14 protein-coding genes and 1 other RNA gene are annotated in these 25,430 nt (G+C 43.6%); 1 reads left to right on the top strand and 14 read right to left on the bottom strand.

Going from position 1 to position 25,430, the window contains the following annotated elements; all coding sequences use genetic code 11:
* Positions 1–13 precede the first annotated feature (13 nt).
* Genes murG through mraZ form a run of 10 tightly spaced genes read right to left on the bottom strand, consistent with a single transcriptional unit; the run spans position 14 to position 11,062 of the window.
* Positions 14–1,102, bottom strand: coding sequence for an undecaprenyldiphospho-muramoylpentapeptide beta-N-acetylglucosaminyltransferase (murG, locus tag N480_RS20900; RefSeq protein WP_063374379.1), 1,089 nt, complete (start codon positions 1,100–1,102; stop codon positions 14–16).
* The gene (gene ftsW, locus N480_RS20895) at positions 1,099–2,274 is read right to left on the bottom strand and encodes a cell division protein FtsW (RefSeq protein ID WP_063374378.1); all 1,176 of its coding nucleotides are present in this window, start codon (positions 2,272–2,274) and stop codon (positions 1,099–1,101) included. Before ftsW ends, murG begins: the two co-directional genes overlap by 4 nt.
* Positions 2,274–3,593 carry a UDP-N-acetylmuramoyl-L-alanine--D-glutamate ligase gene (gene murD / locus N480_RS20890; RefSeq protein ID WP_063374377.1) on the bottom strand — a complete coding sequence of 440 codons (1,320 nt, stop codon included), beginning with the start codon at positions 3,591–3,593 and terminating at the stop codon, positions 2,274–2,276. The genes ftsW and murD overlap by 1 nt, the downstream gene beginning before the upstream one ends.
* Complete coding sequence (mraY, locus tag N480_RS20885; RefSeq protein ID WP_063374376.1) at positions 3,594–4,676, bottom strand: phospho-N-acetylmuramoyl-pentapeptide-transferase; 1,083 nt, start codon at positions 4,674–4,676, stop codon at positions 3,594–3,596.
* Positions 4,676–6,058: a UDP-N-acetylmuramoyl-tripeptide--D-alanyl-D-alanine ligase gene (locus N480_RS20880; protein WP_063374375.1), complete on the bottom strand. Its 1,383-nt coding sequence runs from the start codon at positions 6,056–6,058 to the stop codon at positions 4,676–4,678. The genes mraY and N480_RS20880 overlap by 1 nt, the downstream gene beginning before the upstream one ends.
* The gene (murE, locus tag N480_RS20875) at positions 6,055–7,518 is read right to left on the bottom strand and encodes a UDP-N-acetylmuramoyl-L-alanyl-D-glutamate--2,6-diaminopimelate ligase (RefSeq protein WP_063374519.1); all 1,464 of its coding nucleotides are present in this window, start codon (positions 7,516–7,518) and stop codon (positions 6,055–6,057) included. Before murE ends, N480_RS20880 begins: the two co-directional genes overlap by 4 nt.
* Positions 7,511–9,325 (bottom strand): peptidoglycan D,D-transpeptidase FtsI family protein, encoded by a 1,815-nt coding sequence (locus tag N480_RS20870; RefSeq protein WP_063374374.1) that lies wholly within the window; start codon positions 9,323–9,325, stop codon positions 7,511–7,513. The genes murE and N480_RS20870 overlap by 8 nt, the downstream gene beginning before the upstream one ends.
* Complete coding sequence (ftsL, locus tag N480_RS20865; protein ID WP_063374373.1) at positions 9,322–9,645, bottom strand: cell division protein FtsL; 324 nt, start codon at positions 9,643–9,645, stop codon at positions 9,322–9,324. The genes N480_RS20870 and ftsL overlap by 4 nt, the downstream gene beginning before the upstream one ends.
* Positions 9,646–10,581, bottom strand: coding sequence for a 16S rRNA (cytosine(1402)-N(4))-methyltransferase RsmH (rsmH, locus tag N480_RS20860; RefSeq protein ID WP_063374372.1), 936 nt, complete (start codon positions 10,579–10,581; stop codon positions 9,646–9,648). It abuts the gene before it with no gap.
* A 22-nt stretch (positions 10,582–10,603) separates the two neighbouring features.
* Entirely contained in the window at positions 10,604–11,062 is a 459-nt protein-coding gene (mraZ, locus tag N480_RS20855) for a division/cell wall cluster transcriptional repressor MraZ (RefSeq protein WP_063374371.1), read from the bottom strand.
* Positions 11,063–11,456: 394 nt separating this feature from the next.
* On the opposite strand from mraZ, the gene N480_RS20850 reads away from it, so the two are divergent.
* Positions 11,457–14,507 (top strand): EAL domain-containing protein, encoded by a 3,051-nt coding sequence (locus tag N480_RS20850; protein WP_231102294.1) that lies wholly within the window; start codon positions 11,457–11,459, stop codon positions 14,505–14,507.
* A gap of 59 nt (positions 14,508–14,566) precedes the next feature.
* Here N480_RS20850 and N480_RS20845 read toward each other — a convergent pair whose 3' ends face one another.
* From N480_RS20845 to rsmI, 4 genes are all read right to left on the bottom strand, one after another.
* Complete coding sequence (locus N480_RS20845; protein WP_063374370.1) at positions 14,567–16,249, bottom strand: alkaline phosphatase; 1,683 nt, start codon at positions 16,247–16,249, stop codon at positions 14,567–14,569.
* A gap of 339 nt (positions 16,250–16,588) precedes the next feature.
* Complete coding sequence (locus N480_RS20840) at positions 16,589–23,758, bottom strand: LamG-like jellyroll fold domain-containing protein (protein WP_063374369.1); 7,170 nt, start codon at positions 23,756–23,758, stop codon at positions 16,589–16,591.
* Positions 23,759–24,114: 356 nt separating this feature from the next.
* An RNA gene (rnpB, locus tag N480_RS20835) (RNase P RNA component class A) lies at positions 24,115–24,475 on the bottom strand.
* 46 nt (positions 24,476–24,521) lie between these two features.
* Positions 24,522–25,382 (bottom strand): 16S rRNA (cytidine(1402)-2'-O)-methyltransferase, encoded by an 861-nt coding sequence (gene rsmI, locus N480_RS20830; RefSeq protein WP_063374368.1) that lies wholly within the window; start codon positions 25,380–25,382, stop codon positions 24,522–24,524.
* Positions 25,383–25,430: the final 48 nt, after the last annotated feature.

The following is a 25,430-nucleotide window of genomic DNA, read 5'->3' as shown; positions in this document are numbered from 1 at the left end:
AGCTCGGCGATATTTATTTTCTTTCACAATTTTCTCTTTGACTTGTAATTTCTTCAATAATTTCAACTACTGTATTCGTAGCTGATGTTTGGGCACATAGCTTTGCTTTTTGTGACTTTGCTTCAATACGTGTTGGTTCACGTAAGTATGGCTCTAGTAGCGTCACCATATTCAACTCATTTAATTCTGACTGAGGCATCAACAGAGCGGCCCCCTCACTCACCAAAGCATTCGCGTTTAAAGTTTGATGATCATCCACCGCATGAGGTAGAGGAACAAAGACCGCCATTTTTCCCGCTGCAGCAACTTCACTCACTGTTAGCGCCCCAGCTCGACAAATGATAATATCAGCCCATTCATAGGCTTGGTCCATATTTTCGATAAACTCATCAACTTTATATGTAAATTGACTGTCGCTATAGTTGGTTGCAACAGCCTGCTCATTTCCTCTACCACTTTGGTGCCATATAGACAACTTGCGATGCCCAAGCTGATGCAGCGCATTAAAAATGCCTGGGAGGGTCTCATTTAGCGCTTTGGCACCTAATGAACCACCTACAACGAGACAATTTACATTTTCCTCAACCACTTTAGGCTGTATTTGCGTCACCGAGTCTCGGATTGGATTCCCAACAACATCACACTCGGTTTCTGGAAAAGCGCCTTTGAAGGCACATAAAACGCGATTGGCTAGTTTGGCTAACATTCTATTACTTAAACCAGCAACCGCATTTTGTTCATGAATTATGAGCGGTACACCTAACAGCTTAGCGGCAATCCCCACAGGGCCTGTTACATACCCTCCCATTGTCAAAACAACGTCTGGTCGGTTTGTGGATAAGATTTTCTTGGCTGCAAATATGGCTTTAAAAACCATCAAAGGCGTTTGCAAAAGCCTTTTAAGCCCGTTTCCTCTCACCCCTTTGACAGTAATAAAATCAATGTCAAAGCCATGCTTAGGAACAACCTGCGCTTCCATCCTATCTTCCGTCCCTACCCACGAGACTTTCCAGCCAGCATCCTTCAGCTGCTGCGCTACCGCTATACCGGGAAAAATATGTCCACCAGTACCACCGGCAGCAACCAATATTCTTTTTGTCATCGTTTACTGCCTCTCGATGTTGCTTGCCTAGTCGACATCTTTGTTTCAAAGTCCACCCTCTGTAACAACCCAGCCGCAATGGTCATGACCAATAAACTGGATCCACCATAAGATACAAACGGCAGAGTCAACCCTTTCGTCGGCAACATACCAGCACTCGCGCCAACATTAACCAGTGTTTGAAAAGCGAACCAGATACCAATACCAAGGGCAAGATAACCTTCATACTCTTTATTCGATTTTAAAGCTTGTTGTCCAATAACTAGGGCTCTGAAAACGAGCGTACCAAGCATCAACAGCACACAAATCACACCCAAAAACCCTAATTCTTCGGCGATGACTGCAAAAATAAAATCGTTGTGTGCTTCAGGAAGATACTGCAACTTTTGCACACTATTGCCCAAGCCTTGGCCAAACCAACCGCCCTGACCGTATGCCATTAGAGATTGAACCAGTTGATAACCTTTACCAAAAGGATCTTTCCACGGCTCCAAAAAGCCTACGACCCGAGCCATGCGGTAGGGCTCGAAGATTATCAACATCACAACTAAAAATACACCAGTTAGCATCAGCACAAAAAACTGCCACAGCTTTGCGCCAGCCAAAAATAACAGCCCAACAGTCGTTACAAAAATCACCACAACGGTGCCCAAATCCGGTTGCATGAGAATCAAAAATGCGTATACAGCAAAGACCACGATAGGTTTCGCAAAGCCTTTGATATTTTCTTGCACCTCTTCACGCTTACGTACCAAATATCCAGCGATATAGCTGATAAAGAACAGCTTAGCCACTTCTGCGGCTTGTATGCCTACTGGTCCGACAGGGATCCAACGTTTCGCGCCATTCACCTCACGACCAACAACCAGTACGAGCACTAGCATTGCCATTCCAAATAGTAATAAATATGGATTAAAGCGCTTCCACCACATCATTGACACAGACGTGCTCAACCAAAATAAAACCATCCCCATAATGAGAAACATGCCGTGCCTGACAATGATATGATAAGGATTGTCATAAAGACGTTCAGCAACTGGCATAGAAGCACTCGTTACCATCACAAAGCCTACACCGATCAAGCAAAGCATCGCGTACAGCAATGGTAAATCAAACAAAGTGTCTGAGCTTTTAGATTGAAAGGCACTTCTTAAATTGAGTGTCGCTATCATTAGAGTTCTCCTACCAATTTGGTGAACTCATCACCTCTAATCATATAATTAGGGTACATATCTGTGCTAGCGCATGCTGGAGCCAACAATACAATATCACCAGCAATAGCTTGTTTTTTTGCCTCTAAAACAGCCTCTTGCAACGTTGAAACTTTCACACTGTTGTCATGGAGTGGCACGAACAAATCTGCATCTTTGCCAAAACATAAAATGGAGCGACAGTACTTTTTGAGCGGCGCCACTAAAGGAGATATTTCTGCACCTTTCGCATCCCCACCTAAAATCAAAACAATTTTACCGCTATCATCAGCGAGGCTTTCAAGTGCTGCAACTGTGGCACCTACATTGGTCGCTTTTGAATCATTAAAATATTTGATCCCGTTGACGTCGGCAATTAATTGGCAGCGATGCGCAAGCCCACTGAACCGAGCAAACCCTTGTTCAAATGCCTGTTTACTTATTTCAAAAGGGCTCAATAAAGCCATCACCGATAACGCATTGAACTGGTTATGCTTACCAGGAATAGAGAGACAGTTTACTGGTAGAAAAGCCTCATCCATTGCACAAAAATATGCGCCTTCAGGAAAATTTTTAATGCAATAGTCTGCATTCTTTAGTCCCACACTCAATGAACGCTCGTGTGCTTGGTAGGTTCGCTCATCGTCACAGTTGAAAACCAGTAAATCGGTTTGTTGAAAGATACGTTTTTTAGCTGCGCAGTAGGCATCAAAATCAGGATATCGATCCATATGGTCCTCGGTAATGTTGAGGATCATGGCGCTAGTGCACTTCAAGCTTTGAGTCGTTTCAAGTTGGAAGCTAGATAGCTCTAATACGATTAAATCAAGGTCTTGATCCAGTAAATCAAGAGCGGAGGTACCAATATTTCCACCGAGCCCCACCTTGAGACCTGCCTCTATGCAGACTTCGGTCACCAAACTTACTACCGTAGATTTACCATTTGAACCAGTTACCGCAACAACTGGTGTGTGATTTAAACGGGCAAACAGTTCAACATCCCCGATCACCTCGGTCCCACCCGCTATTGCTTGTGCCACGTACCTATCATAAAGAGGGATACCAGGACTAATTATTATGACATCTGTCTTCGTTAATGCAGCTTCAGCTAATGGGCCAAATACGGCCTCACATTCAGGTACATTATGCGCCAACCACTCAGCACCTGGCGGCACAGCGCGCGTATCAACAATTTTGGGCGTGATACCATGTCGTACTAGAAAACGCACAATTCCAAGCCCTGTTACACCAAGGCCTAGAATTGTAATGTGTTGCTGCTTAAGCTTGTCTATATCGTTCATTTACCTGATCTTTAGAGTTGCCAATCCAGCAAGTACTAAAATAAAAGAGATTATCCAAAACCGCACTATAACGCGCGGTTCAGGCCAGCCTTTTAATTCATAATGGTGATGTATTGGAGCCATTCTGAAAATACGTTGACCACGCAGTTTGTATGAGCCGACCTGAAGAATAACCGACAGGGCCTCCATCACGAATACGCCCCCCATAATCACTAATACCAACTCTTGTCTTACCAAAATAGCAATTATGCCTAAAGCGCCGCCCAAGGCCAAAGAGCCCACATCGCCCATAAATACTTGCGCAGGGTAGGTGTTAAACCATAAGAACCCTAATCCAGCACCAACAATAGCAGTGCACACAACAACCAATTCACTGGCCAATGGTATATGAGGAATATGGAGGTAATTTGAGAAGTTCACGTTACCAGTCAAATAGGCAATAATTGCCAATGCAGCGGCGACTAGAATTGTTGGCACAATAGCAAGCCCATCAAGGCCGTCAGTTAAATTGACCGCATTGGATGTACCTACAATCACAAAATAACTCATGACAAGGTAGAGCAACCCAAGTTGCGGTAGCACATCTTTGAAAAACGGCACAACCAGAGAGGTTTCCGCGTCAGAATTCGCTGTATAGTACAAAAAGGCGGCAACAGAGATTGCAATCACTGATTGCCAAAAGTACTTCCATCTTGCGATCAAACCCTTGCTGTCCTTTCGAATCACTTTACGGTAGTCATCGACAAACCCAACAACGCCCAAAGAACCAATCACAAACAAGGTGACCCAAACATATTTATTACTTAAGTCTCCCCACATTAAAGAGCTGGTAAAGATCGCTGCCAAAATAAGCAAGCCACCCATTGTCGGTGTGCCCGACTTAGATAGATGAGTCTCTGGACCATCATCTCGGACAGTCTGTCCAATTTGCATACGTTGTAAAGCTCGTATCAATTTTGGACCAAAATACAACGAGATCAAAAGGGCCGTGAGGATCCCCAAAATTGCTCGTACGGTGAGATATGAAAAGACATTGAAACCACTGTAGTATTGCGTTAAATACTCTGCTAACCAAACTAACATTACCGGTCCCCATCGACAGAATTTTTGTGGGCAGCTATCAAGTCTGAAACCAACAGCTCCATACGTGCACTACGCGACCCTTTTATCAACACAGTGCACCTTTGAGATTCAAGATTAATAAATTCGAACAGCGCTTCAAGCAAGTGCTCACGGGCCGAAAAGTGACGCTCAGGCTGTTCAAATACTTCGCTGGCATAGCGGCTTAATACGCCTAAAGAAAACAACGCATCAATCCCTAATTGGCGTGCGTACTCTCCAACCTCTTGATGGTATGCTCGCGCCTCATCTCCCAGCTCAGCCATATCTCCAAGAGCCAGTATTCGAGTACCAGGCATTTCTTTCAGAAGCTCAATGGCAGCTTTAACTGAGCGTACATTTGCATTATATGTATCATCAACAACCCTCAAACGGTGAGAAACATCAATCACATTTACACGGCCTTTTACTACTTCCATATTGTGTAATGCTACTGCAACATCTTCTAAAGAAGCACCTAATGGCATTGTAATCGACGCAGCAATCACTGCATTCATCACATTATGCTTACCTGGTAAGGCCAACTGGACCGGCATAGATGAAGTAGGAGTACACAATACAAATTCGGCCCTGCCGGCATCATCTAACTTGATATCTTCTGCCCAGACATCATGTTTAGCCTGCATCGAAAATCGTTTTGTCGATTGGGTAGATAAACTTTCAATCCACATATCAGCAAAGTCGCTATCTTGATTGATAACCGCAGTGCCATCAGCTTTAAGGCCGCCAAATATCTCCCCCTTGGCTTGGCCAATACCTTCAATAGAGCCAAACCCTTCTAAGTGCGATGGCGCAACGTTACAGACCACAGCAACATCCGGGTTAGTTAAGCCACTGGTATAGGCAATCTCACCAATATGGTTAGCGCCCAATTCAATTACGGCGTATTCATCATCTTCTGATAGTCGTAATAAAGTGAGTGGCACACCGATATCGTTATTAAAATTACCTTTTGTTGCCAGTACCTTGCCGCGTCTAGAGAGGATCGCTGCCGCCATCTCTTTAACCGTGGTCTTACCGACACTGCCAGTAATAGCCACTGTTTTAGGTGCCACATGTTGAATCACCTTTTGCCCTAACCTACCAAGTGCGAGTCGCGTATCCGGCACCACAAACTGAACAATGTCGACATCTACAGGTCGAGATACAATCGCAGCAATAGCGCCTTTTTTCTTTGCTTCGGCCACAAATTTATGACCGTCAAAGTTTGCGCCTTGTAACGCGAGAAAAACTTCGTCGTTGGTTATTGTTCTTGTATCTGTATTGATATTGGCAACTGCCAAATCTTGCCCACTAAAAGGGGCCTCAAGTACTTCTGCAAGCCAAGAAAAATTCATCTTGATCATGCACTTTCCCCCTCTAAAATTGCTTTAACTAAGCTTCTATCACAAAAGCTTAGCTTTTGATTTCCAATAATTTGATAGTCTTCATGACCCTTACCCGCAATCAGAACAACGCTCTCTTCATCTGCGTGTTCAATAGCGAATCGAATCGCCATTGCTCTATCAGGTTGCACAACAGCATACTCTGGATTACTGAGCCCAGCCTTAATATCATTAATAATTGTTAATGGATCTTCGCTGCGGGGGTTATCACTTGTAATTATAATTTTATCGGAATATAGCTCTGCTGCTTTGGCCATCATTGGACGCTTACCGGCGTCACGGTCTCCGCCACAACCAAATACACATGTCACTTTACCTGGTACATGCATTTGCAAGGCCTGCAATGCAAGTTCCAGTGCTTCAGGTGTATGCGCATAATCAACGATACAAGTTGGCTTACCATCGTTTTTAAATGCTTGCATACGGCCATCTACCGGCTCGATCTTTTTCACAGCAGCTTGCAATTGGTCCAAGCAATATCCTTGGACTAATAAACTCGCAAATGCAGCACACAAATTATATAAATTGAACAAACCAAATAATGGCGTGGAGACTGTCACCTCCCCCCATGACGTATTTAGTTGAAATGAGAGACCGTGTTGATGACAAACAACCTTGTCAAAAAATACATAACTTTCAAACTGGTGGCTTTCTGGTTGCTCACCATATACAACACAATCGCTAGGAGGCAACTCCGTTAACCATTGTCTTGCGTAGCTATCATCTAAATTGAGTACTTTGTGTCTAGCACCACACTCAGTAAACAAACGTTTTTTTGCACCAGCATAGCTCTGCATATCACCGTGGTAATCCAAGTGATCGCGACTCAGGTTAGTAAAAACTGCGACATCAAAATCGATCTGCTCTGTACGCCCTTGAACGATACCATGAGAAGACACCTCCATCGCAACTTGTTGATACTGATTTAAGAGCTCTGAAAAAATACGTTGTAAATCAATCGCAGATGGGGTCGTATTATTCAAGGGGGTTAATTTTTTCGGACTGCCAAAGCCTAATGTCCCAATAACTGCACTGTCTTTGCCACATATAGTCGCCAAATTGGCGATCATCGCGGTCGTAGTCGACTTCCCATTAGTTCCTGTTACACCGACTACATTTAAGTGTCGACTAGGGTATTGATAAAAATCGGCAGCAATACTCGCCAATTTACTTTTCAAACTAGGGACTTTAATTACTTCAACCGAAAAGTCCGTTACATCTGCACTTGCATCAACTAAAACGCATACTGCACCCTTTTCGATTGCTGAGGCGATAAATCTGAGTCCATCTAATTGATGACCACTGATGGCAATAAAGCAATCGCCATGACGCACCTCTCGGCTGTCCAAGCGAAGATCTTGTACTTCTATACGCGTACTTTTAACGTCAAATTTCGCCAATACTTGTGCCAGATCACGCATCATTTTTTGACTCCGATAAATAAGCAACCCGTTCTTTATCCGGAGCAACATTCAACATTCTTAGCGCATTAGAAACGATCTCAGCAAAAACAGGCCCAGCAGTATCACCACCATAATATACGTCATTGCCTGGTTCATTCACCATGACTACAACTGCAAGCCTAGGATCACTCGCTGGTGCAACCCCTGCAAAATAACCCACATATTCGTCGCCATATCCACCAGCCACCGCTTTTTTGGACGTACCAGTTTTACCAGCAGCGCGATAGCCATCTACTTTGATACTTGAAGCTGTGCCACCTTTTTCAAAGATTGATTCCATCATCGAAACAACGGCTTTCACATCTTCTTCTTTGAACAACCGATTACCCGGCTGAGGCGCATCTTGTTTTAAAATTGTCAAAGGTCTTGAAATACCACCGGCACCTAACGTGGCATACAAGCGCGCGACCTGTGCCGTACTGACCGAAACCGCATAGCCATATGACAGCGTCGCAATCTCGAAATCTGACCAACGTCTATTCGGATAGAATAATCCTGAACTCTCCCCGATCATCAACGTGCCAGTGTCTTCTCCAAATCCAACTTTCTGGTATACGCCAACTAAATAATCTTTTGGTAATAGTTGACTGATCTTCGCAACACCCATATTGCTTGAGACTTTCAATATTTCTCTGAGAGTCATTTCGCCATGGTTTCGTGTATCTTTGACTAAACTGCCCCCTAACCTCATCCAGCCAGGAAAAGTATTAATAACATCGTCAGATTCGATCACCCCATGATCGAGTCCCGCTAGTATAGCCAGCGGCTTCAAAGTCGAGCCAGGTTCAAATAAGTCCGTAATTGCACGGTTACGGCGTTTATAAGGTGCCGCATTACTCATATCGTTAGGATTAAAACTTGGGCTGTTGACCATTGCCAAAATCTCACCGGTATGCACATCAACAACAATTGCAGACCCCGAAGTTGCCTGATAGGTCAGCACGGCCGATTTAAGCGCTCGATAAGCTATGGTCTGAATTCTTAGATCGATACTCAAGTGAATATCTTCCGGTTCTACACGTTCCTCTTCAGACAATACTTGTACTTCTCGACCCTGTGCATCTTTTCGAATCGTCCTAAGCCCTTCGGTGCCTGTTAACGCTTTATCAAAGCGCTTTTCAATGCCTTCAATACCAATACCGTCAATATTCGTGACACCGAGAATATGTGCCGCAATCTCACCACTAGGATAAAAACGCTTTGACTCGTCCAGTAAGTGAATACCTGGTAAGCGCATCTGTTTTATATATTTTGCCACTGCAGGTGTAACTTGGCGCTTTAAATAAACAAACCTTCGTTTTGCATTTCCGCGCAACTTTTTATTGACCTGCTCTGAAGGTAACTGGAGGACATCGGAGAGCTCCCGCCAACGCGCCTGTTCTTGAAAGAGCTGCTGTTTTCGCTCGGCGAGCAATGACGCGTTATCAGCCAGCGCAACGTGATCCTCACCATTCTTTCTAGCTTGACGCAAAACGCGTGATTTTAATGCTTTGTCCAATGCGAGCGGATCGACATATACGCTTACCACAGGTACACTCACCGCAAGTTCTTTGCCGTTGCGATCAAAGATCATCCCACGTTGCACATGTAATTTTTCCATTCTTACTGTGCGCTTCATGTTTTCAGCTCGCGCTTTATCAGGCTCTATAACTTGTAAATAAGCAGCTCTTGCAATCAGCGCGACAAATACAGATACCAACATGACGCAAACCAAAATAAAGCGCCAAGCAATTAGATTTTGTGAAGGTTTGTTACTTGTCTTCATGGCAGCTCTATCACCTGCTCTTCTTTACTCGTTGGACGCAGCATTTTTAGCTGTGCTTTAGCTATTTCTTCAATTCGCGCATGCTGTGAATAAAACTCTTCTTCAACTAATAAGTAACGCCATTCAAGATCTAACTCGTCTCTTTGTTGTAATAATTTATCTTGCATAATTAATTGCTGACGTGTCGAGTGAGTTACTTGTACCACCACTAAAGAGGATATGAAGACACTTACGAGCAACAAAAACGTCAGTTTATTCGCCAAGATCACTTGGCAAATTTCTAAAAAGAGCTGAGGTTGGCGTTGCGTCGACTTAGCCATTTAGAGCTTCTCTGCAATGCGTAAAACAGAACTGCGCGATCTGGGATTTGCCTCAATTTCAGCCTTACTCGGTTTGATGGCCTTTCCGATCGCTTTTAGAGTTAGGTTTTTATTGAGTTGTTCATCAGTAAGAGGTAATCCTCGTGGAACAGCCTCTCCTTTACTTTGCTTCTTAATAAATTGTTTAACAATGCGATCTTCCAAAGAGTGAAATGAGATAACAACCAGTCGACCACCTGGCTTAAGAACATCGATTGCTGCCGAAAGCGCCGTTTGGATCTCTTCTAACTCGCTGTTAATATAAATTCTAATGGCTTGAAAGGTGCGTGTTGCAGGGTGCTTGTGCTTATCTTTGACCGGCACGGCTTCATCAATAAGATCCGCAAGTTGTTTAGTCGTGGTAATTTCAGTCACTTCACGAGTTTCAATCACTTTATGTGCAATGCGTCTGGCAAACTTTTCTTCACCATATTTCTTGATAACGTGCACCATGTCTTCAAGCTCAGCCTCAGCTAGCCACTGCGCTGCACTTCTGCCAGCTTGAGGGTTCATGCGCATATCGAGGGGGCCATCTTTCATAAAACTGAACCCTCTATCTGCGTCGTCTAGCTGTGGAGAAGAAACCCCAATATCCAGCAAGATGCCGTCCACCTTGCCTGTCAGCTGCGCTGACTCAGCCACCTCTGCAATATTTGAAAAGCGATTATGTGCGATTGAAAACCGCTCATCTTGCGCAAACTTTTCAGCAGCCTTTATCGCCTGAGGATCTTGATCTATTGCTTGCAAACGACCTTTTTCGCCCAAGCGCTTCAGAATTTGTCCTGAGTGGCCACCTCGACCAAAAGTACCATCGATATAAATGCCATCTGCCTTTATCTCAAGTGCGTCGAGCGTTTCGTTCATTAACACCGAGATATGTTCTAATTCTGAACTCATAATTGTGAGCTACACCTGTACTCTATAAAGAAAAACCATCAAGATCTGAGCTCTCTTCCACGTCACCACTGCGCTCAATCTCTGTATCGAGACGCATTTGTTCGTTCCAGCGAGCTTCATCCCAGATCTCAAACTTATTTAATAGGCCAACCAACATGAGCTTTTTCCCAAGGTTGGCATAATTGCGCAAAGATGGGGCCAACAAAATTCGGCCATTTTTGTCCAATTGATACTCTGTCGCATGTCCTAACAACATGCGCTGCCATCGTCTTACTCGTGGATTAGTATTCGACAACTTGTGTAAACGAGCTTCAATATCTTGCCATTCAGAAAGTGGATACACCCAAAGGCAAGGTTCGTTAATCGCAATGGTACAAATCACTGTCCCCATTTCTTCAGACAGCAGCGGTTGGCGATACTTCACAGGTATCGAAAAACGCCCTTTGTCGTCAAGGCTTATTAAGTTCGCGCCGCGGAACATAGCTAAACCACCTCAACGAGTAAGAAATGTACATTTTGATCCAATTTGATCCACTTTAACCCACATTCTACCACAATTGACAAGTCTAGGGCTTGACAAGCCTTTTTGTCAAGCAAGATAAGGGGGGGAACATATCCTTAAATCCAGAAATAATGAGGCTTTCAAAGAAGTTTTTGAAATGTGTGGGAAAAAATGGGAAGACTCAGAAAATCACAATCTATAAATAAAAAATTTGCGTTTAAATTAAATTCAACGCACAAAAAATACAGCCTTAAATTCAATCAAAACTGACCAAGGCAAGCCTATTCTCAACCCACCATGTGATCACTTCTGTCCGAAGTTTGGTGATTTAACATCACGCGGTTATGATATACATGTATTTACAAATTGAGACTTGATTATTCTTTATTCGACAATAAAACAACGCTTTTCTAGGTTGATGCTGTTACTGTCATTGCCCGGCTTCACACTGATCTTAGCGTTATTGTTTGCGCAGCGAGCCGACATACTGCACATCAAAGAGCAGGATGCGATCTTCTATGCCAATCAGATAGCGACTCAGCAACGTGTAGAAATTGCTGATACACAGCAACTTTTAGAACAACTAGCAGCGAACAAGCAATTACTTCAATCGCCTACTTCAGATTGTCCTCAGCTATTGCACCACGCCAAGTTGCTCCATCAAGAATTTGCCAATTTTGGGTTGGCAACACCCAGCGGGCGCGTATTTTGTTCTTTGTACCCTCTCACTGATCCGATTAGCATCGCTGATAGAGCCTACTTTTTACAGGCAGTTACAACGCAAAGTTTTAGTATTGGTGAATATCAACAAGACCGAAGTGTACATACAGCAACCCTCAATTTCGCGCAGCCTGTGTATGAAGAGAATCAGCTCAAGATGGTGATTTTTGCTGTTCGTCGCCTTACCAACTGGAGCGAATCTCTTTCTCATTTACCTTTGCCAATTGGTACTCGGGTCATGATCGCTGACAATTTTGCACAAGTCGTAGCTGAGTACCCATACTCTGATAAGCCTCTGGGTCGCCCCGTCAGTGAAGACTGGCCCAGTAATGTGTCTCATAAAGTGTCTATCTCAGAAGACAATAATGGACTACATCATGTCTACTTGCGTCTCCCTCTGGAGCAGCCAGAGTCTGAACTGAATATCTATTTTGATTTCCCGTTCGACGATGCTTTGCATGAAGTAAACCGACAGTTTGCGCTGATATTAGTCGCATTCTTACTTGCCGTATGTTTTTTAATTTGGCTAGGTCGTCAACAATTACGCAATACACTTCTAATACCACTGCAAGATTTTAGTAATGCGATTGGTGCGTTAACTCAAGGCAAGGCAGTAAAAATAGAACAACAAAGCATGCCTAGAGAGTTAGCCGATCTTGCTGAACATTTTGAGCGTATGGCCAATATTCGAATCACAACAGAGCATGAACTAAACCGTAAGCATGCTGAGATTAATACGTTAATAAACGCACTTCCTGATGATTTTCTCCGCTTAGATAAACAAGCAAATATTCTCGATCAACATGGAAGTAGAGTGACAGGCCGCAACGCCTTAAGCGATATTTTTCCTACCCATATTAATATTCGAATTAAAGCCGCGTTAGCGTTACTGCAGGACAAACCAAATACCGTTTTTGAATACGCACATAAAGATAAAAGCCAGAACACAGTATTTGAGATCCGTATACATAAAATCGCTGATATAGATGAAGCGATACTGATCATGCGCGATATCAGTCAGAAAAAACAGCAAGAAGAAGCACTTAACCTCGCCGCGCTCACATACAATAATAGCAGTGAGTGTATGGTGATCACCGATGCCCAAGGGTATATATTGGATACCAACCCGGCGTTTAGCAAAATAACGGGTTATGCACAGCATGAAGCCATCGGTAAAACCACCTCAATATTGAGCTCAGGAAAACATGACCCCAGCTTTTATGAACAACTTTGGCGCTCACTGATCACTTCTGGTAAATGGCAAGGAGAGATCATAAACAAACGTAAAAATGGCGAGTTTTATACAGAATGGTTAACGATCGATACCGTTTATGATGAACATGGTGAGCCGTATCGTAGAGTCGGTATTTTTGCCGATATTACAGATAAAAAGCGCAAAGATGAGCAACTTTGGCGACAAAGCCATATCGATGAACTGACTGATTTACCGAATCGCACTAGCCTTAAGAAACAGCTCAATACCTTGTTTGGGTTGTCAGAACATAAGTTTGCTGTGCTTCTGCTGGATATCGACCACTTCAAAGACATTAATGATACATTGGGTCACTATTATGGCGATCTATTGCTTACGCAAATTGCGCAAAGACTAAAAAAAGCAACAGAATCTTTTGCTCGCCTCACCCGGATCGGGGGAGATGAATTTGTCCTTGTATATGATAACTGCACAGACAAGTCTCAAGCGATTGCGCTTGCAGAACAAATCTTGACTGAGGTTAAAGCACCTTTTGAGTTAGCCGACGAAACCTGTCATATCGCAGCCAGTATTGGAATTGCTTTTGCACCCCAAGATGGTGAAAATACCGAGCAGCTCTTAAAAGCAGCGGATCAAGCAATGTATAAGGCAAAGCAGCTGGGTAGAAATGGATATGCATTGTTTAGTTCTGAGCTACGAGAACAAGCAGAGCAGCGTATTATTCTGCTAAAGGACATGCGACAAGCACTGTGTGCCAATCAATTTGTCATGCATTTTCAACCTATTGTTTCTATGCAAAGCCGTGCAGTCACCAAAGCTGAGGCTTTAATTCGATGGCTGCATCCAACCAAAGGCATGATCAGCCCCGCCAACTTTATTCCTTTGGCTGAGGAAACTCAACTCATCCATCAATTGGGTGAATTTGCTTTTACACAAGCTGTCGATGTATTAAAACAAACTCAGCATTTACGCACTAACTTGCAATTAAGCATTAATGTATCTCCTGTGCAATTCAGTGCCAAGCACACCACACTATTAGCTTGGCAAGGCCAACTAGCCAAGCACCAATTAACACCCGATATGCTGGTGCTGGAAATCACAGAAGGCTTAATGATGCAAGGTGAAGGACGAAGCCAAAAACGTTTAACCAAACTCATTCAACAAGGTTTTTCAATAGCACTGGATGACTTCGGTACCGGTTACTCTTCTTTGGCTTATCTCAAGCAAATGGATACCGAGTTCATCAAGATTGATAAGCGCTTTGTCGATGGTATAGAGCATAATCAAGACGACTTGGTATTGTGTGAAACAATGATTTTGATGGCTCACCAGCTAGGACTTAAAGTCATCGCCGAAGGTATTGAAACAGCTACGCAGCATGAACTGCTTAAACAAGCAGGTTGTGATTTTGGCCAAGGTTATTTTTACAGTAAGCCACTGCCTATGGACAATTTCATCGCCTATTTAACAACTCAAGACGCGCAACTTTAAAAAGTAAAAAAGCCATTCCGAAGAATGGCTTTGTCTGTTTGGATTGAACAGCTTCTTATTTATTCGTTAACACCCAGAGCCGCCATCATTTTATTGGCAATATCGACGTGATGCTGCAATGTTGAGAATTGTTTAGTAATGCCCTCTGGTCCAAATGCATATACAGGTACTGGCGCAGCTGTGTGGGTACCAGTGCCCCAAACCACATTTTGCTGTGTTGCAACAACTCGCGCAATCTTACCTGTGAAGTCTTCCGTACCGTATACATAGAAATCAGAAAAATCTTCAAAATGCGGCAACGGATGACCATCGTCATTTGTTTCATGAGACTCGTGAATCGTTGCAGCTTGCTCAAGGGTTACTGTATAGGGCGTATGCTTTGTAATGGCCGTTTGCCACTGCTCTGCACTGCTATTTGCAAAGTTGTAACTGCCATCTACGTCCCCCATGATGTCGTAGAACGTCCCTTCCTGATTGTAAAGCGTATCGAGTAGACTTAATGCACCAAAGTTGAATTTTGGTTTATACAGAGCATCACCCATGCCATCACCTGGCAATGCAACCGCCTCTGGCGTATTGTGATTTGAATAGCTAAAACCAAAGCTACCCGTCTCATGGTCAGCGGTTACAACAACTAGCGTATCGTTGCGGTCTTTAACCCACTCATGAACAGCTTCAACTGCTTCATCAAACTTAAGTAATTCATTTAGCATCCAGCCAGCGTCATTCGCGTGGCCAGCCCAATCAATTTGACCACCTTCAATCATCAAGAAAAAGCCGTCTTCATCTTTAGATAACACATCAAGCGCTTTGACTGTCATCTCTTTTAATGAAGGTTGTGTACAGCTGTTATCCTGCTGACATTTTCTGTATGCGATACCATCAGCCATACCCGAGTTTGCAAATAAACCCAATAGCTTATCGCCTTCTACATCCATCAATTGGGTTTTATCAAATGCCAATGCATAGCCGTGTTGATCTTTTGCTTCAACAACTAGGTTCTCGTTGTCACTACGCTTAGACTTTTTATAAACACCGCTAGGCATCCCGAGCTCGGCAAGCTGCTTTTGAACCGCTTCATTTGATGCAACGTCTTGAGGTAAGAAAACACGTGCTCCACCCGAAAGCATCACGTCTACATTACCAGAAGAAATAAGTTCAGCCGCGATTTTGTCTTCATAAGAACGGTGAGGTTGGTGTGAAGCAAAAGCAGCAGGTGTCGCATGAGTAATACGAGTATCCGAAACTAAACCTGTCGCTTTACCCATCGCTTTCGCTTTCTCTAAGATGGTCGCAACTTTATTGCCCTGAGTGTCTAAGCCTATCATCTCAGAACCTGCAGAAATACCTGTCGCTAGCTGTGTTGCAGAACACGCGGAGTCTGTAACTAGGCTGCCTGTTGGTCCATGTGGAGCGTTCAGCGATAAGCCCAAGTGGCCTGCATTGGCAAACTTAGAAAGCGCGGTTTGGTTATTTTTATTTTTGTATACTGAATTAGGTGCGCGCTGTGCATACTCTTCAAGCAGGCCAACTTGCTGAGGGCCCATGCCGTCACCAATCATTAAAATGACATTTTTAACAGAGGTGACTGGTGTCGGAGGTACCTCTTTAACGACTTCCTTTACCACTTCAACTTCTTTCGTAACCTCAACTTCCTTAACGACTTCAACAGTTTGAGTGTCATCATTACAACCAGTAAGTAAAGCCGCAGACACTGCGAGTGCAACAAATTTCATTTTCATTCGAATGTTCCTAAAACGTAATCAATTGTGAGCACGCGCAAGTGTACGTACAAAAAATGACTTTTTTATTTCAGGAACATGTCATGGGGGTTACATTTTTATTCTTACATTATTGTATTAAAAAGAATTATCTAATTTGGATATACTAACCAAAGACCATGAGATGTACCGAGTTAACAGGAACAGTATATTGATAAAGACTTTAGCAAACAGCTAAAAGTTCAAGCTATTGCAAGATTCAGAAAACCTAGCTGTGCAATACCTTAGGTGACTTATCAAGATAAAAAAGCCGCGACACTTTTGGTATCGCGGCTTTGTACTTTTTATGCATGAATAAACTTATTCAAACTCAATGGTAACAACCTGCTTGAGACTATACCCCTCATTGTTATCGTAAACGACATAACTAAACGAATCGCTGGCGACGTTTGCGCTACCATTTGGTGTATAGGTAAATTCGCCTGAATACTCATTGATGACCACGTCACCATAAGCAGGCGCATCAGCGAGTCCAAACGTCACACCCGTGCCACCTGGTAGCTTACCGACAAAAGAGGCATACTCAGTCGTGGTAAACTTAACATCAAGACCATGATTGACTTCAGCTGCACCAAAAATAGTGCCGTTGTATCTATCAACAGCTTTGTTTTTATGGGCTTCCTGCTCGAAGTCATAATAGAGTAATAGGTCTTGTTCGCAGCCCAACGCCATTTCATCTTTACAAATATTCAGCTCATCCTCAGACAATGCACGCGTCCATATAGCGACATCATCAATGTGACCTTTGAAAGTGTTTGATGTCGTATTGGTAGAGCTATATGCGCCAATACGCAGTGGTACATGGTTGTTCAGATTACGTTTATTCCCTAGACCACTGCCATTTCCGCCAACTTCACTACCGTTAATATACAGTCTCACCTTGCCACCTTCCCAATCGGCGACCACTGCAACATGATACCAACGACCCGTCTTAAACGTGCCTCCTGAGTAAGTCTTTTTACCATCGTTGACAGCATCATGATGATATTGCAAACGGTTTGAACTGTTCACACTTAAACTCCAACCTTTGTAACCTGGAGCTGCAGAGATTTTTTTCGCAAAAATGTTACGGTTTGTGCCATTCGAACCCGGCTCTAAGTAAATCCAGGCTGAAGCAGTAAAGTTTTCTCCAGCAAAATCTATCGAACCGTCGCTAGCATCAGCAATGTTGATATAATCACCATTACCATCAAACTTTAAGTAGGTGTCATGCTTTTCGATGTCAGGGCTGTTTACTAGGGACATCGTACTTTGATCAACTAAATCTTTTACTTCACCGTCAACTACAGTATCGAAGTTGTAATAAGACACAAGCCTTGAGTCATTTAAAGACGCACTTAATGCTCGATGAGCTGCAATCGTCTCTTGCGATAGCGCTTGATTCCAAACGCGGATCTCATCAATTTGACCATTGAGTTTTTTACTCACACCATCATTGCCTGATCCCCATACAAAATACACATTACTTGAATCAGCAGCGTCAACTTCAGAGATGATCAATTCACCATCTAAATACACAGATAACTGTTGTGTTGGCTGATCATAGCTGATGGCATAATGCTGCCACTGACCAACAGTCACTGTTTCTGTCGATTTAAATGTGGTATTGGTTGCTTTGATACGTAAACGGCCATCAGTTAAAATTCTGATTGCAGCTTTTGAGGTATTCTCTCCCTGTGTAAAGGTAATTAAGTTTGAATTATCATCTGGGTTCAATACATTCACTTTCACCCACGCTTCTATTGTATAGGAGCTATTCGGATTGAAACCTGAATTCAGAGTTTGAACCATGCTCTGATCAGCGCCATCAAACACAATAGATTGACCGAAGCCATTGATGATAGACAAGTCTTTGTGGAATGGGCTTTCTACATAAGTCCATTCAGAACATGCTGGACTGCCAAGATCTGTGCCATCGTCAGGTGTCACACAAAATGCCACATAGTTATCAATATCGTCTAATGCCAAGGTATATGATTGGTAGAGTTCACCATCAATCACTTGTGCATCTGTCTCACTGCCCGTTGCAGAGCGATACCATTGAAAACGCGTCGCCTCTTCGATGTCACCATCTGGATCCGAGTAAGTATAAGTCCCTAGTACAGCAAACTTACCAATAAAGTCACCCGTTACTGTGATATCAGATGCCACTGGCGCATTATTTTTGTAAGACAATACCGGCTCGCCGCACACGCCATTGGTATTACATAAGTCAAACGATAGGTGCGTGGTATATGAATTTTGTGCCAGTGTGATCTCAGTTGGGCCACCAAAATCCGTGTCAGAAAACTCGAACACCCACTCACTATCCATTAACGGGCCATATGAACCTTTTTCGTACTGTATGCCTTGCTTACCCATAAAGTAGGCTTGGGCATCAGTACATACCGCCTCTTGCACATTGTAAGAAAACTCTAAGAACTTAAACGGCATTTTATATGACGCTTTCATTTTACTGTTGTTCACAAACTTAGACTGAACATCAACCGTTAATGTGGCATCGATCATGCCATCGTTATTAACATCATGCGCAAGCTCTGGCGTGAATACGATGTCATCTTCTGGGTCAAAATAAATTTCTGTGCCATCTTCTAACACTAAGATTGCTGAAGGCTCGACGTTCAATTCAAAATCTTGGAACAAATCCAATGTAATACTAACAAAGGTATCTAAGGTGCTGAATTTATAGCTACGATACAAATCTTCGCCAACTGGTGCATAAAAGTCGTCAATACACTGCTCAGAGGTGCCTTCGACCGCTTCCATGCCCGCTTTAGCATGCCATTTGGTCCAATTTTTCCCCCAATATACCTCTTCAGACACCCAATCAATTAAGTCATGACCGGCGAGGAAGCGTAACTTATCTACCTCTAAGTTAATGGCTTTCTCAATCGCTTTTCTAGCGCTGTTTGCGACATCAGCAGCTAATGTATCGCGGGTTAGATTTCTGATATATAAAGCAATCTCTTCGTCTGTCGTTTCAGTACGGACGAAAGATGTGATCGATGCCAATGGGTCAGAGTGATCGGTGCTGATAATCTCAAATCCATCCGTCGCACCTAGATGGGCATAAACAACATCCACAAGGTAGTCGCCGTCAACCATGCTGGTATCGTACGTTAGGTTTGAACTAACTTGTCTTGCGTGCGCAATTGTTGTTGCTAGCGATAACTCATAGTGATGTTCTGCAATGAGCGTAGCAATTTCGTCATCCGTTAGCTCACGTGTTAAATCATAAACCTCCACACCCTCGTCCAACTTGTAACAATCGGCACGATTTAAAGCATTGGCACAGTTGTCTCCATAAACGCCAGATGACTCCGAACCGACACTTTTCTTATATGAGCCATAATCAATCTTGGTTGTGTCATTCAGATTTGGGAATACCTCAGACTCAAAGCTCATGAAGAAATCTTCAACAATTAACTCAGCTGAGATTTGCACACCAGGGGATGACGCCATAAAGTTAGAATGTGGGTCCACTTTAAATTGCGTGGTTAGATTAACGGGTTGACCTACTTGAATTTCATCAGGGTATTTTAAGTCCATGGCTAGTGGGATATCTGCTTCAACCCAACCACCAAAGACATCAAGACCACCCACATAATGAATTTTACCACCAGACTGTACTCTAAACGCGGGCCATGTTGCCGCGCCAGTATCTTCATCAGGTAGCGTCCAAGTCATTTTTGTTTCAGTTGATGCCCAATCCGGTGAATTCATTCCGAGCAATTCAAGAACCGTATTATTACCCCAATAACTGCCCTCACCACTTGCGTCTCCTGCGAAGCTGATGGTCATGGCTTCCATATCTAATACATCAACGGTAATGCTTGCCACATCCGTTGTGTTGTATTGGTCATAAACGATGACCTCTAAGTTATACGTTGAGGTGTTTTCAAAGTCTAAACGAGAAATTTCGGAACTGATGCTTAATACACCAGTTTGTGCATCTAGTACTAAGTCACCGTCTATGTTGCCACTTAAGATTTGGAAAGTTACAAAGTCGCCGACATCATTAGGATCGGCCAAAATAGTACCAATCTCAGTGCCACTCGCAGAGGCTTCACTCACAGTAAAAGATTGCGCTTCAATGGTAGGCGCATTGTTAACAGCAATACTCACACCGTCTTGCACTAACATCGTTGCAGAGCCTGCTGTAAACACTTTATAGGTGATATTGTCGATAACTTGCGTTGTGCCTGAATCAACCCATTGGTTGTTCGCTGCACCAATGTAGTCATCATCATCCCCCAAAATGCGCAAGTTTGAGTTGCTGCTGACACTTTTATTGAGTGTAATGGAGTTTGCACCAGAGCCTCGAATATCAAACACCTCAACATTACGAACACGAGATGCTTGTGCTGCGAGATTTAGATTAATGCCTGCGCCTTCAAAGATTAATATATCTGTATTACCACCCCCGTCGATACGAGTAAACGTGTTGTCAGAAATATAAATGGTATCTTCACCGGGGCCTGCATACACCGCATCAGTACCGCCATTGGTGCGAATGACATCATCACCTGTTCCTGCCGCGATATTATCTGCGATTGCTGCACCTGTAATTATATCGTCACCCTCGGTGCCCCAAAGTGTCACTAAATTACCGTCACCGTTTAATACATAAACTGCACCGGTGTTGTTTAAATTGTTTTTATCAGCAGAAGGCGTACCAAATTGAATATCTTTGATGCCATCGCCATTGATGTCACCCGCGCTGGCGATGAACTGACCTAACTGCTCGCCACCGTTACCTTCAGAATAAAAACCTTGTTTTGTCTCAATAATTTCGCTTAGATAAACAGGATCTGTACCTGCACGTCCGTATACGACATACACACGGCCTTTGTTATCTTCTGCAAACGGATCGCCAATAATAATGTCATCAAAACCATCACCATTTAGGTCACCTGCACCACCGATAGAACCCAAAATAACCTGCAAGTCACTGTGATCAATATTGGACGCATCATTATGAATAACAAAACCGCCGTTGCCTTGTGCAATATCCGCTAAGTTAATTTCATCGGCAACGTTTACCCCACCAAATAAGATATACGCACGCGGATGATCAATAGCAGAACAACACCCTGTATCAGTCAACAATAACGCAATATCGTCAACACCATCGGCATTCACGTCACCAACGTGAGAGGTCGTAAATGAAGGCAGTGTATTTAAGCTTGCACGACCAAAATTAAAACCATAGTTGCCGCTGCCTTCAGGGATGATTTTGATACCATTTCCATTAGATTTGATGCTGTTGTATTTAATCGATTCGCCACCGATACGGCCATACGCCACATAACTGGTACCCGATGTATCAACATATAAACCGTGGCTCACGATAAAATCCGTCAGGCCGTCACTGTTAAAATCACCAGTTGGTAATACTTGTGCACCGTAGTGCCAGCCACTGAATAGCCTTCTGCTTGGGCGAGTAATCGCAAAACCTTGCGTATTGTAGTCTGTCGCAACATTGGCTAACTGAACCATATTGTTGTCTTTTTTACCGTAAACAACATAGGCTAAGTTAGGGTCTGCCGTGCCATCTTCTAGCAAGTCTCTTAATTCAAATGACCCCGTTCCTGCTAAAAAACGCGTAACTGTTTCGCCGATAACAATGTCACCTAGACCATCACCATTCACATCGCCGACGACTAACGTACCACCAGCGTAGTCTTCAGTATAAGCACCATGAATAGCAAAACCGTCATCGCTGCCCCCCTCGTTTAAATCAGACAACGGCACATAGTTGGTGTCTGTTTTACCAAATATAACGTAAGTTGAACCTGAATTTTCACCATTTGTACCTGCATAGGGAGCGCCAACCACAACGTCTGACAAACCGTCGCCATTAATATCCACGCCACCTGCGACCGCAAAACCTGCGTTATCACCAGATGCAGCCCCCATGATGCCAAAGCCTTGCGTGCCTTGTCTCACCTCGGTTAATGACGGGAATGTACCCGTTGCATCACTGAATAACACATACGCAGCACCATTGTCTTCCAATATCAGAGAACCGTCACTGCGGCGCACATCTGCTTGAGGCGAACCGACAATAATATCGTCAAAACCGTCGCCGTTCACATCCCCCGCAGGTGCAACAGTCCAACCAGTCCAATCAGCGGCCTCTAAGCCATCGATAGATTGTGCATTGTTGTTCAGGGAGTCATTAATGTCGTTTACGTTAATGGTAACAGTCGAATCATACGTATTGCCTGCCCCATCTTTCACACGCACTGTTAATACGTACTGATTATTGCCCAGCTCAAAATCCAACTGTGTTTGGTCAGCAACTTTAATGTCACCTTTGATTGCATCAATAGAGAATACACCCGCGTCATTACCAGACACGATTTCATAGCTATAGTGCTCTAGCGGTATATCCCAACGGCCTGCTTCAAAAATTTGATAATGCAGTTCAAACTCGCCAAAGCGGTTTGGTACTACACTTTCATTATCGGCATGCAAATACCCTTGCAGCATCATTGGCGCAACGAAATTGAAGCGTACCGCCGCATCAACGATGTCTTTGTCTATCCCGACCGCTTGAACGAATACAACTGGGTTGTTATAAGATTTCGAAAACGTGATAGAAAATGGCGCATCACTGCCTGAGTCAGAGACCTTGATGACGCCCGTTTCACCTACAATCGCCAAGCTTTCTGTAAATAGTAAGCCTGAACCTTGCAGTGCAAACACATTAACGTTTTCAGCCGCATGGGCGTCATCATCAATATTATCAATGTGCACTTTTACACGGTTTGCAGAGACCTCATCAATCGCCACACCACTTTGAGATGTGCCATTGTATGATGCTAAGGAGGTTAAAATCGTTGGGGTTTCTGTAATTGGCGCACTAAACGCATGGCCATGAACCTGATGCGTCACCGCAGTGCCTGTGCTTGAAACTTCAAATGGCTTGTTATTCCAAAGCGCTGAGATCGGCTCAGCAAATGCTATCCAGCCAAGCGTTTCGCCCTCACCGGTATTGATAAAGCTTTGAATAACACTGGTGCCTTTTTTATCGAGCTCAGACTCCAATACGGCCTCAAAGCCCTGCGCACTCACGTTATCTAAGCGGTGACGCATCAACAGTCTACTATTGTTTTTGCTCGTTATGCCAGAATAAGAGTAAGTACTGACTTCATATTCTACTGCATAGTCACTATTGGATTGGATCTGACCAAAAACAATCGGCGCTTGCGTAAAACTTGAGGCAAATGAGATTGGCTCGAATGCTTCACCATTGGTTACCCAGTTTTTTATGTCCGTTTTACCGACTTCTAAACGTACCGTTTTATCGGATTCACCATTAACAAAACTCACCTGACCAATGGTGGTGTTTGTTTTGGTATTTTCATCAACATGGATTGTTAATGGTGCCATAGCAGCTTCAGTACTATTGGGAACGGTTGCCCCCAAAGTCAATAAGGCCAGACACAGTTTAGTCCGCATCATAATATTAATACCCCCTATTAATTGACAGATACAGTTCAACTTAGGGTTTATGACATGCAAATGTGCAAAAAAATGGAAGGAATTAAAGCATGCTTGAAACATCATTATTTAAAATATAAAAATAATAAGATGGATAGAAGCACAACGATTGTGTTGTCCTAATGATGATTTGATATGCCTGAGTAGGTAAGCGTTTGCTTAAAATGACATGGTAAGCGAACAAGCAAAGATTTACGCTTTTAGTCTATTGAATCGAGGTAACTTTGAAATTGGGTTTGCGTGCTAATCTGCTGCAGCTAGAAAAATTTATAAGATGAAGGCTAGTAGCCGCTTGGCTATGCAAGCGGCTACTAAAATTAGTGAGTTGGCCTATAAGCCGGGTTCTGTTCCTCTTGCGAGGTGATAATCATTCGTCTAGGCCTAAAATCGCTCTTAGGCTCAAGCAACCTACCCGGTTCCGATGTGGGCCACACCGTAAGGAACCCTATTTGGTCTTGCTCCGGGTGGAGTTTACCTTGCAACCAACTGTTACCAGTGGCCCGGTGCGCTCTTACCGCACCCTTTCACCCTTACCAACCGAGGTTGGCGGTCTTCTCTCTGCTGCACTTGTCGTGGGCTTACACCCCCCAGCCGTTAGCTGGCACCCTGCCCTGTGGAGCCCGGACTTTCCTCCCCTTGATCATTTTCGTCACAAGCAGCGATTATCCGGCCAACTCGCGGCGCATTATACCTGTTTCTAGCCTAAAGCACAGCGGATTTTTTGCTATTCTTCTCTTTGTGCAATAATTGCCTTGTACAATGCATTCTTTTTCAGACCAAAATACTCAGCAGCCACACCACATGCCTTTTTAAGTGGCATTTCAGCTTCCAAAAGCGAAATTAACTTTTGTGCCTCTGGCGTAATTGCTGCTGTTTCCTTGCCCTTCCCAGGTAACATGAGTACCAACTCGCCACGCTGACGCTCAGGCTCGTCGGTTAAAAATATAATCAACTCGCTAACAGGACCACTAAAAAACGTTTCATAAGTTTTTGTCAGTTCTTTGGCAAATACCACATGCTGCTGCTCACCTAGTGCGTCTGACAAGTCATTCAAGCTTGCCATAATCCTGTGTGTGCTCTCATAAATGATGCTGGTGATCCCAGACTCATGAGCAGATATAAAAAACTGTTGCCGTGCCTGACTTTTTGCTGGTGTAAAGCCTAAGAATTGAAATTTGTCTGTCGGTAGTCCTGAGCAGCTAACCGCCGCAATGGCCGCACACGCGCCAGGGATCGGTGTTACTTGTGCGCCTGTCTCTCGGCAAATGTTCACAACGGCATAGCCAGGATCGCTAATCAGCGGCGTACCAGCATCAGAAACCAAGGCAATGTTTTTTCCTTCATTTAGCCAATCTAAGATTTGTTGTGCTTTTTGTTTTTCGTTGTGATCATGCAGAGCAAAGGTTTTTGCTTTAATATTAAAGTGACTAAGTAATTTACCTGTGTGGCGGGTATCTTCCGCGGCAATTAAGTCGACCTCAGCCAAAGTCTTCAGCGCTCGTTCACTGATGTCTTCTAAATTACCGATGGGCGTGGCCACGATATAAAGGGTGCCAATTTTATTAGTGGTTTCGGCTTTTGTCATTGAGGTCTCCAAGATCAGTCAGTAAGATATTCACATACAAAGTGATGA

Origin of the sequence: Pseudoalteromonas luteoviolacea S2607 (assembly GCF_001625575.1) — a bacterium.
Classification (GTDB): domain Bacteria; phylum Pseudomonadota; class Gammaproteobacteria; order Enterobacterales; family Alteromonadaceae; genus Pseudoalteromonas; species Pseudoalteromonas luteoviolacea_E.
This window is presented reverse-complemented; position numbering and strand designations above follow the sequence as displayed.

Excerpts from the sequence above, each read along its gene's own strand:
- mraZ (WP_063374371.1), bottom strand. The coding sequence starts at position 11,062 with ATGTTCCGCGGCGCGAACTTAATAAGCCTTGACGACAAAGGGCGTTTT.
- N480_RS20840 (WP_063374369.1), bottom strand. The coding sequence starts at position 23,758 with ATGATGCGGACTAAACTGTGTCTGGCCTTATTGACTTTGGGGGCAACC.
- N480_RS20880 (WP_063374375.1), bottom strand. The coding sequence starts at position 6,058 with ATGATCAAGATGAATTTTTCTTGGCTTGCAGAAGTACTTGAGGCCCCT.
- rsmI (WP_063374368.1), bottom strand. The coding sequence starts at position 25,382 with ATGACAAAAGCCGAAACCACTAATAAAATTGGCACCCTTTATATCGTG.
- mraY (WP_063374376.1), bottom strand. The coding sequence starts at position 4,676 with ATGTTAGTTTGGTTAGCAGAGTATTTAACGCAATACTACAGTGGTTTC.
- rsmH (WP_063374372.1), bottom strand. The coding sequence starts at position 10,581 with ATGAGTTCAGAATTAGAACATATCTCGGTGTTAATGAACGAAACGCTC.
- ftsW (WP_063374378.1), bottom strand. The coding sequence starts at position 2,274 with ATGATAGCGACACTCAATTTAAGAAGTGCCTTTCAATCTAAAAGCTCA.
- ftsL (WP_063374373.1), bottom strand. The coding sequence starts at position 9,645 with ATGGCTAAGTCGACGCAACGCCAACCTCAGCTCTTTTTAGAAATTTGC.
- murE (WP_063374519.1), bottom strand. The coding sequence starts at position 7,518 with ATGCGTGATCTGGCACAAGTATTGGCGAAATTTGACGTTAAAAGTACG.
- murG (WP_063374379.1), bottom strand. The coding sequence starts at position 1,102 with ATGACAAAAAGAATATTGGTTGCTGCCGGTGGTACTGGTGGACATATT.
- N480_RS20870 (WP_063374374.1), bottom strand. The coding sequence starts at position 9,325 with ATGAAGACAAGTAACAAACCTTCACAAAATCTAATTGCTTGGCGCTTT.
- N480_RS20845 (WP_063374370.1), bottom strand. The coding sequence starts at position 16,249 with ATGAAAATGAAATTTGTTGCACTCGCAGTGTCTGCGGCTTTACTTACT.
- murD (WP_063374377.1), bottom strand. The coding sequence starts at position 3,593 with ATGAACGATATAGACAAGCTTAAGCAGCAACACATTACAATTCTAGGC.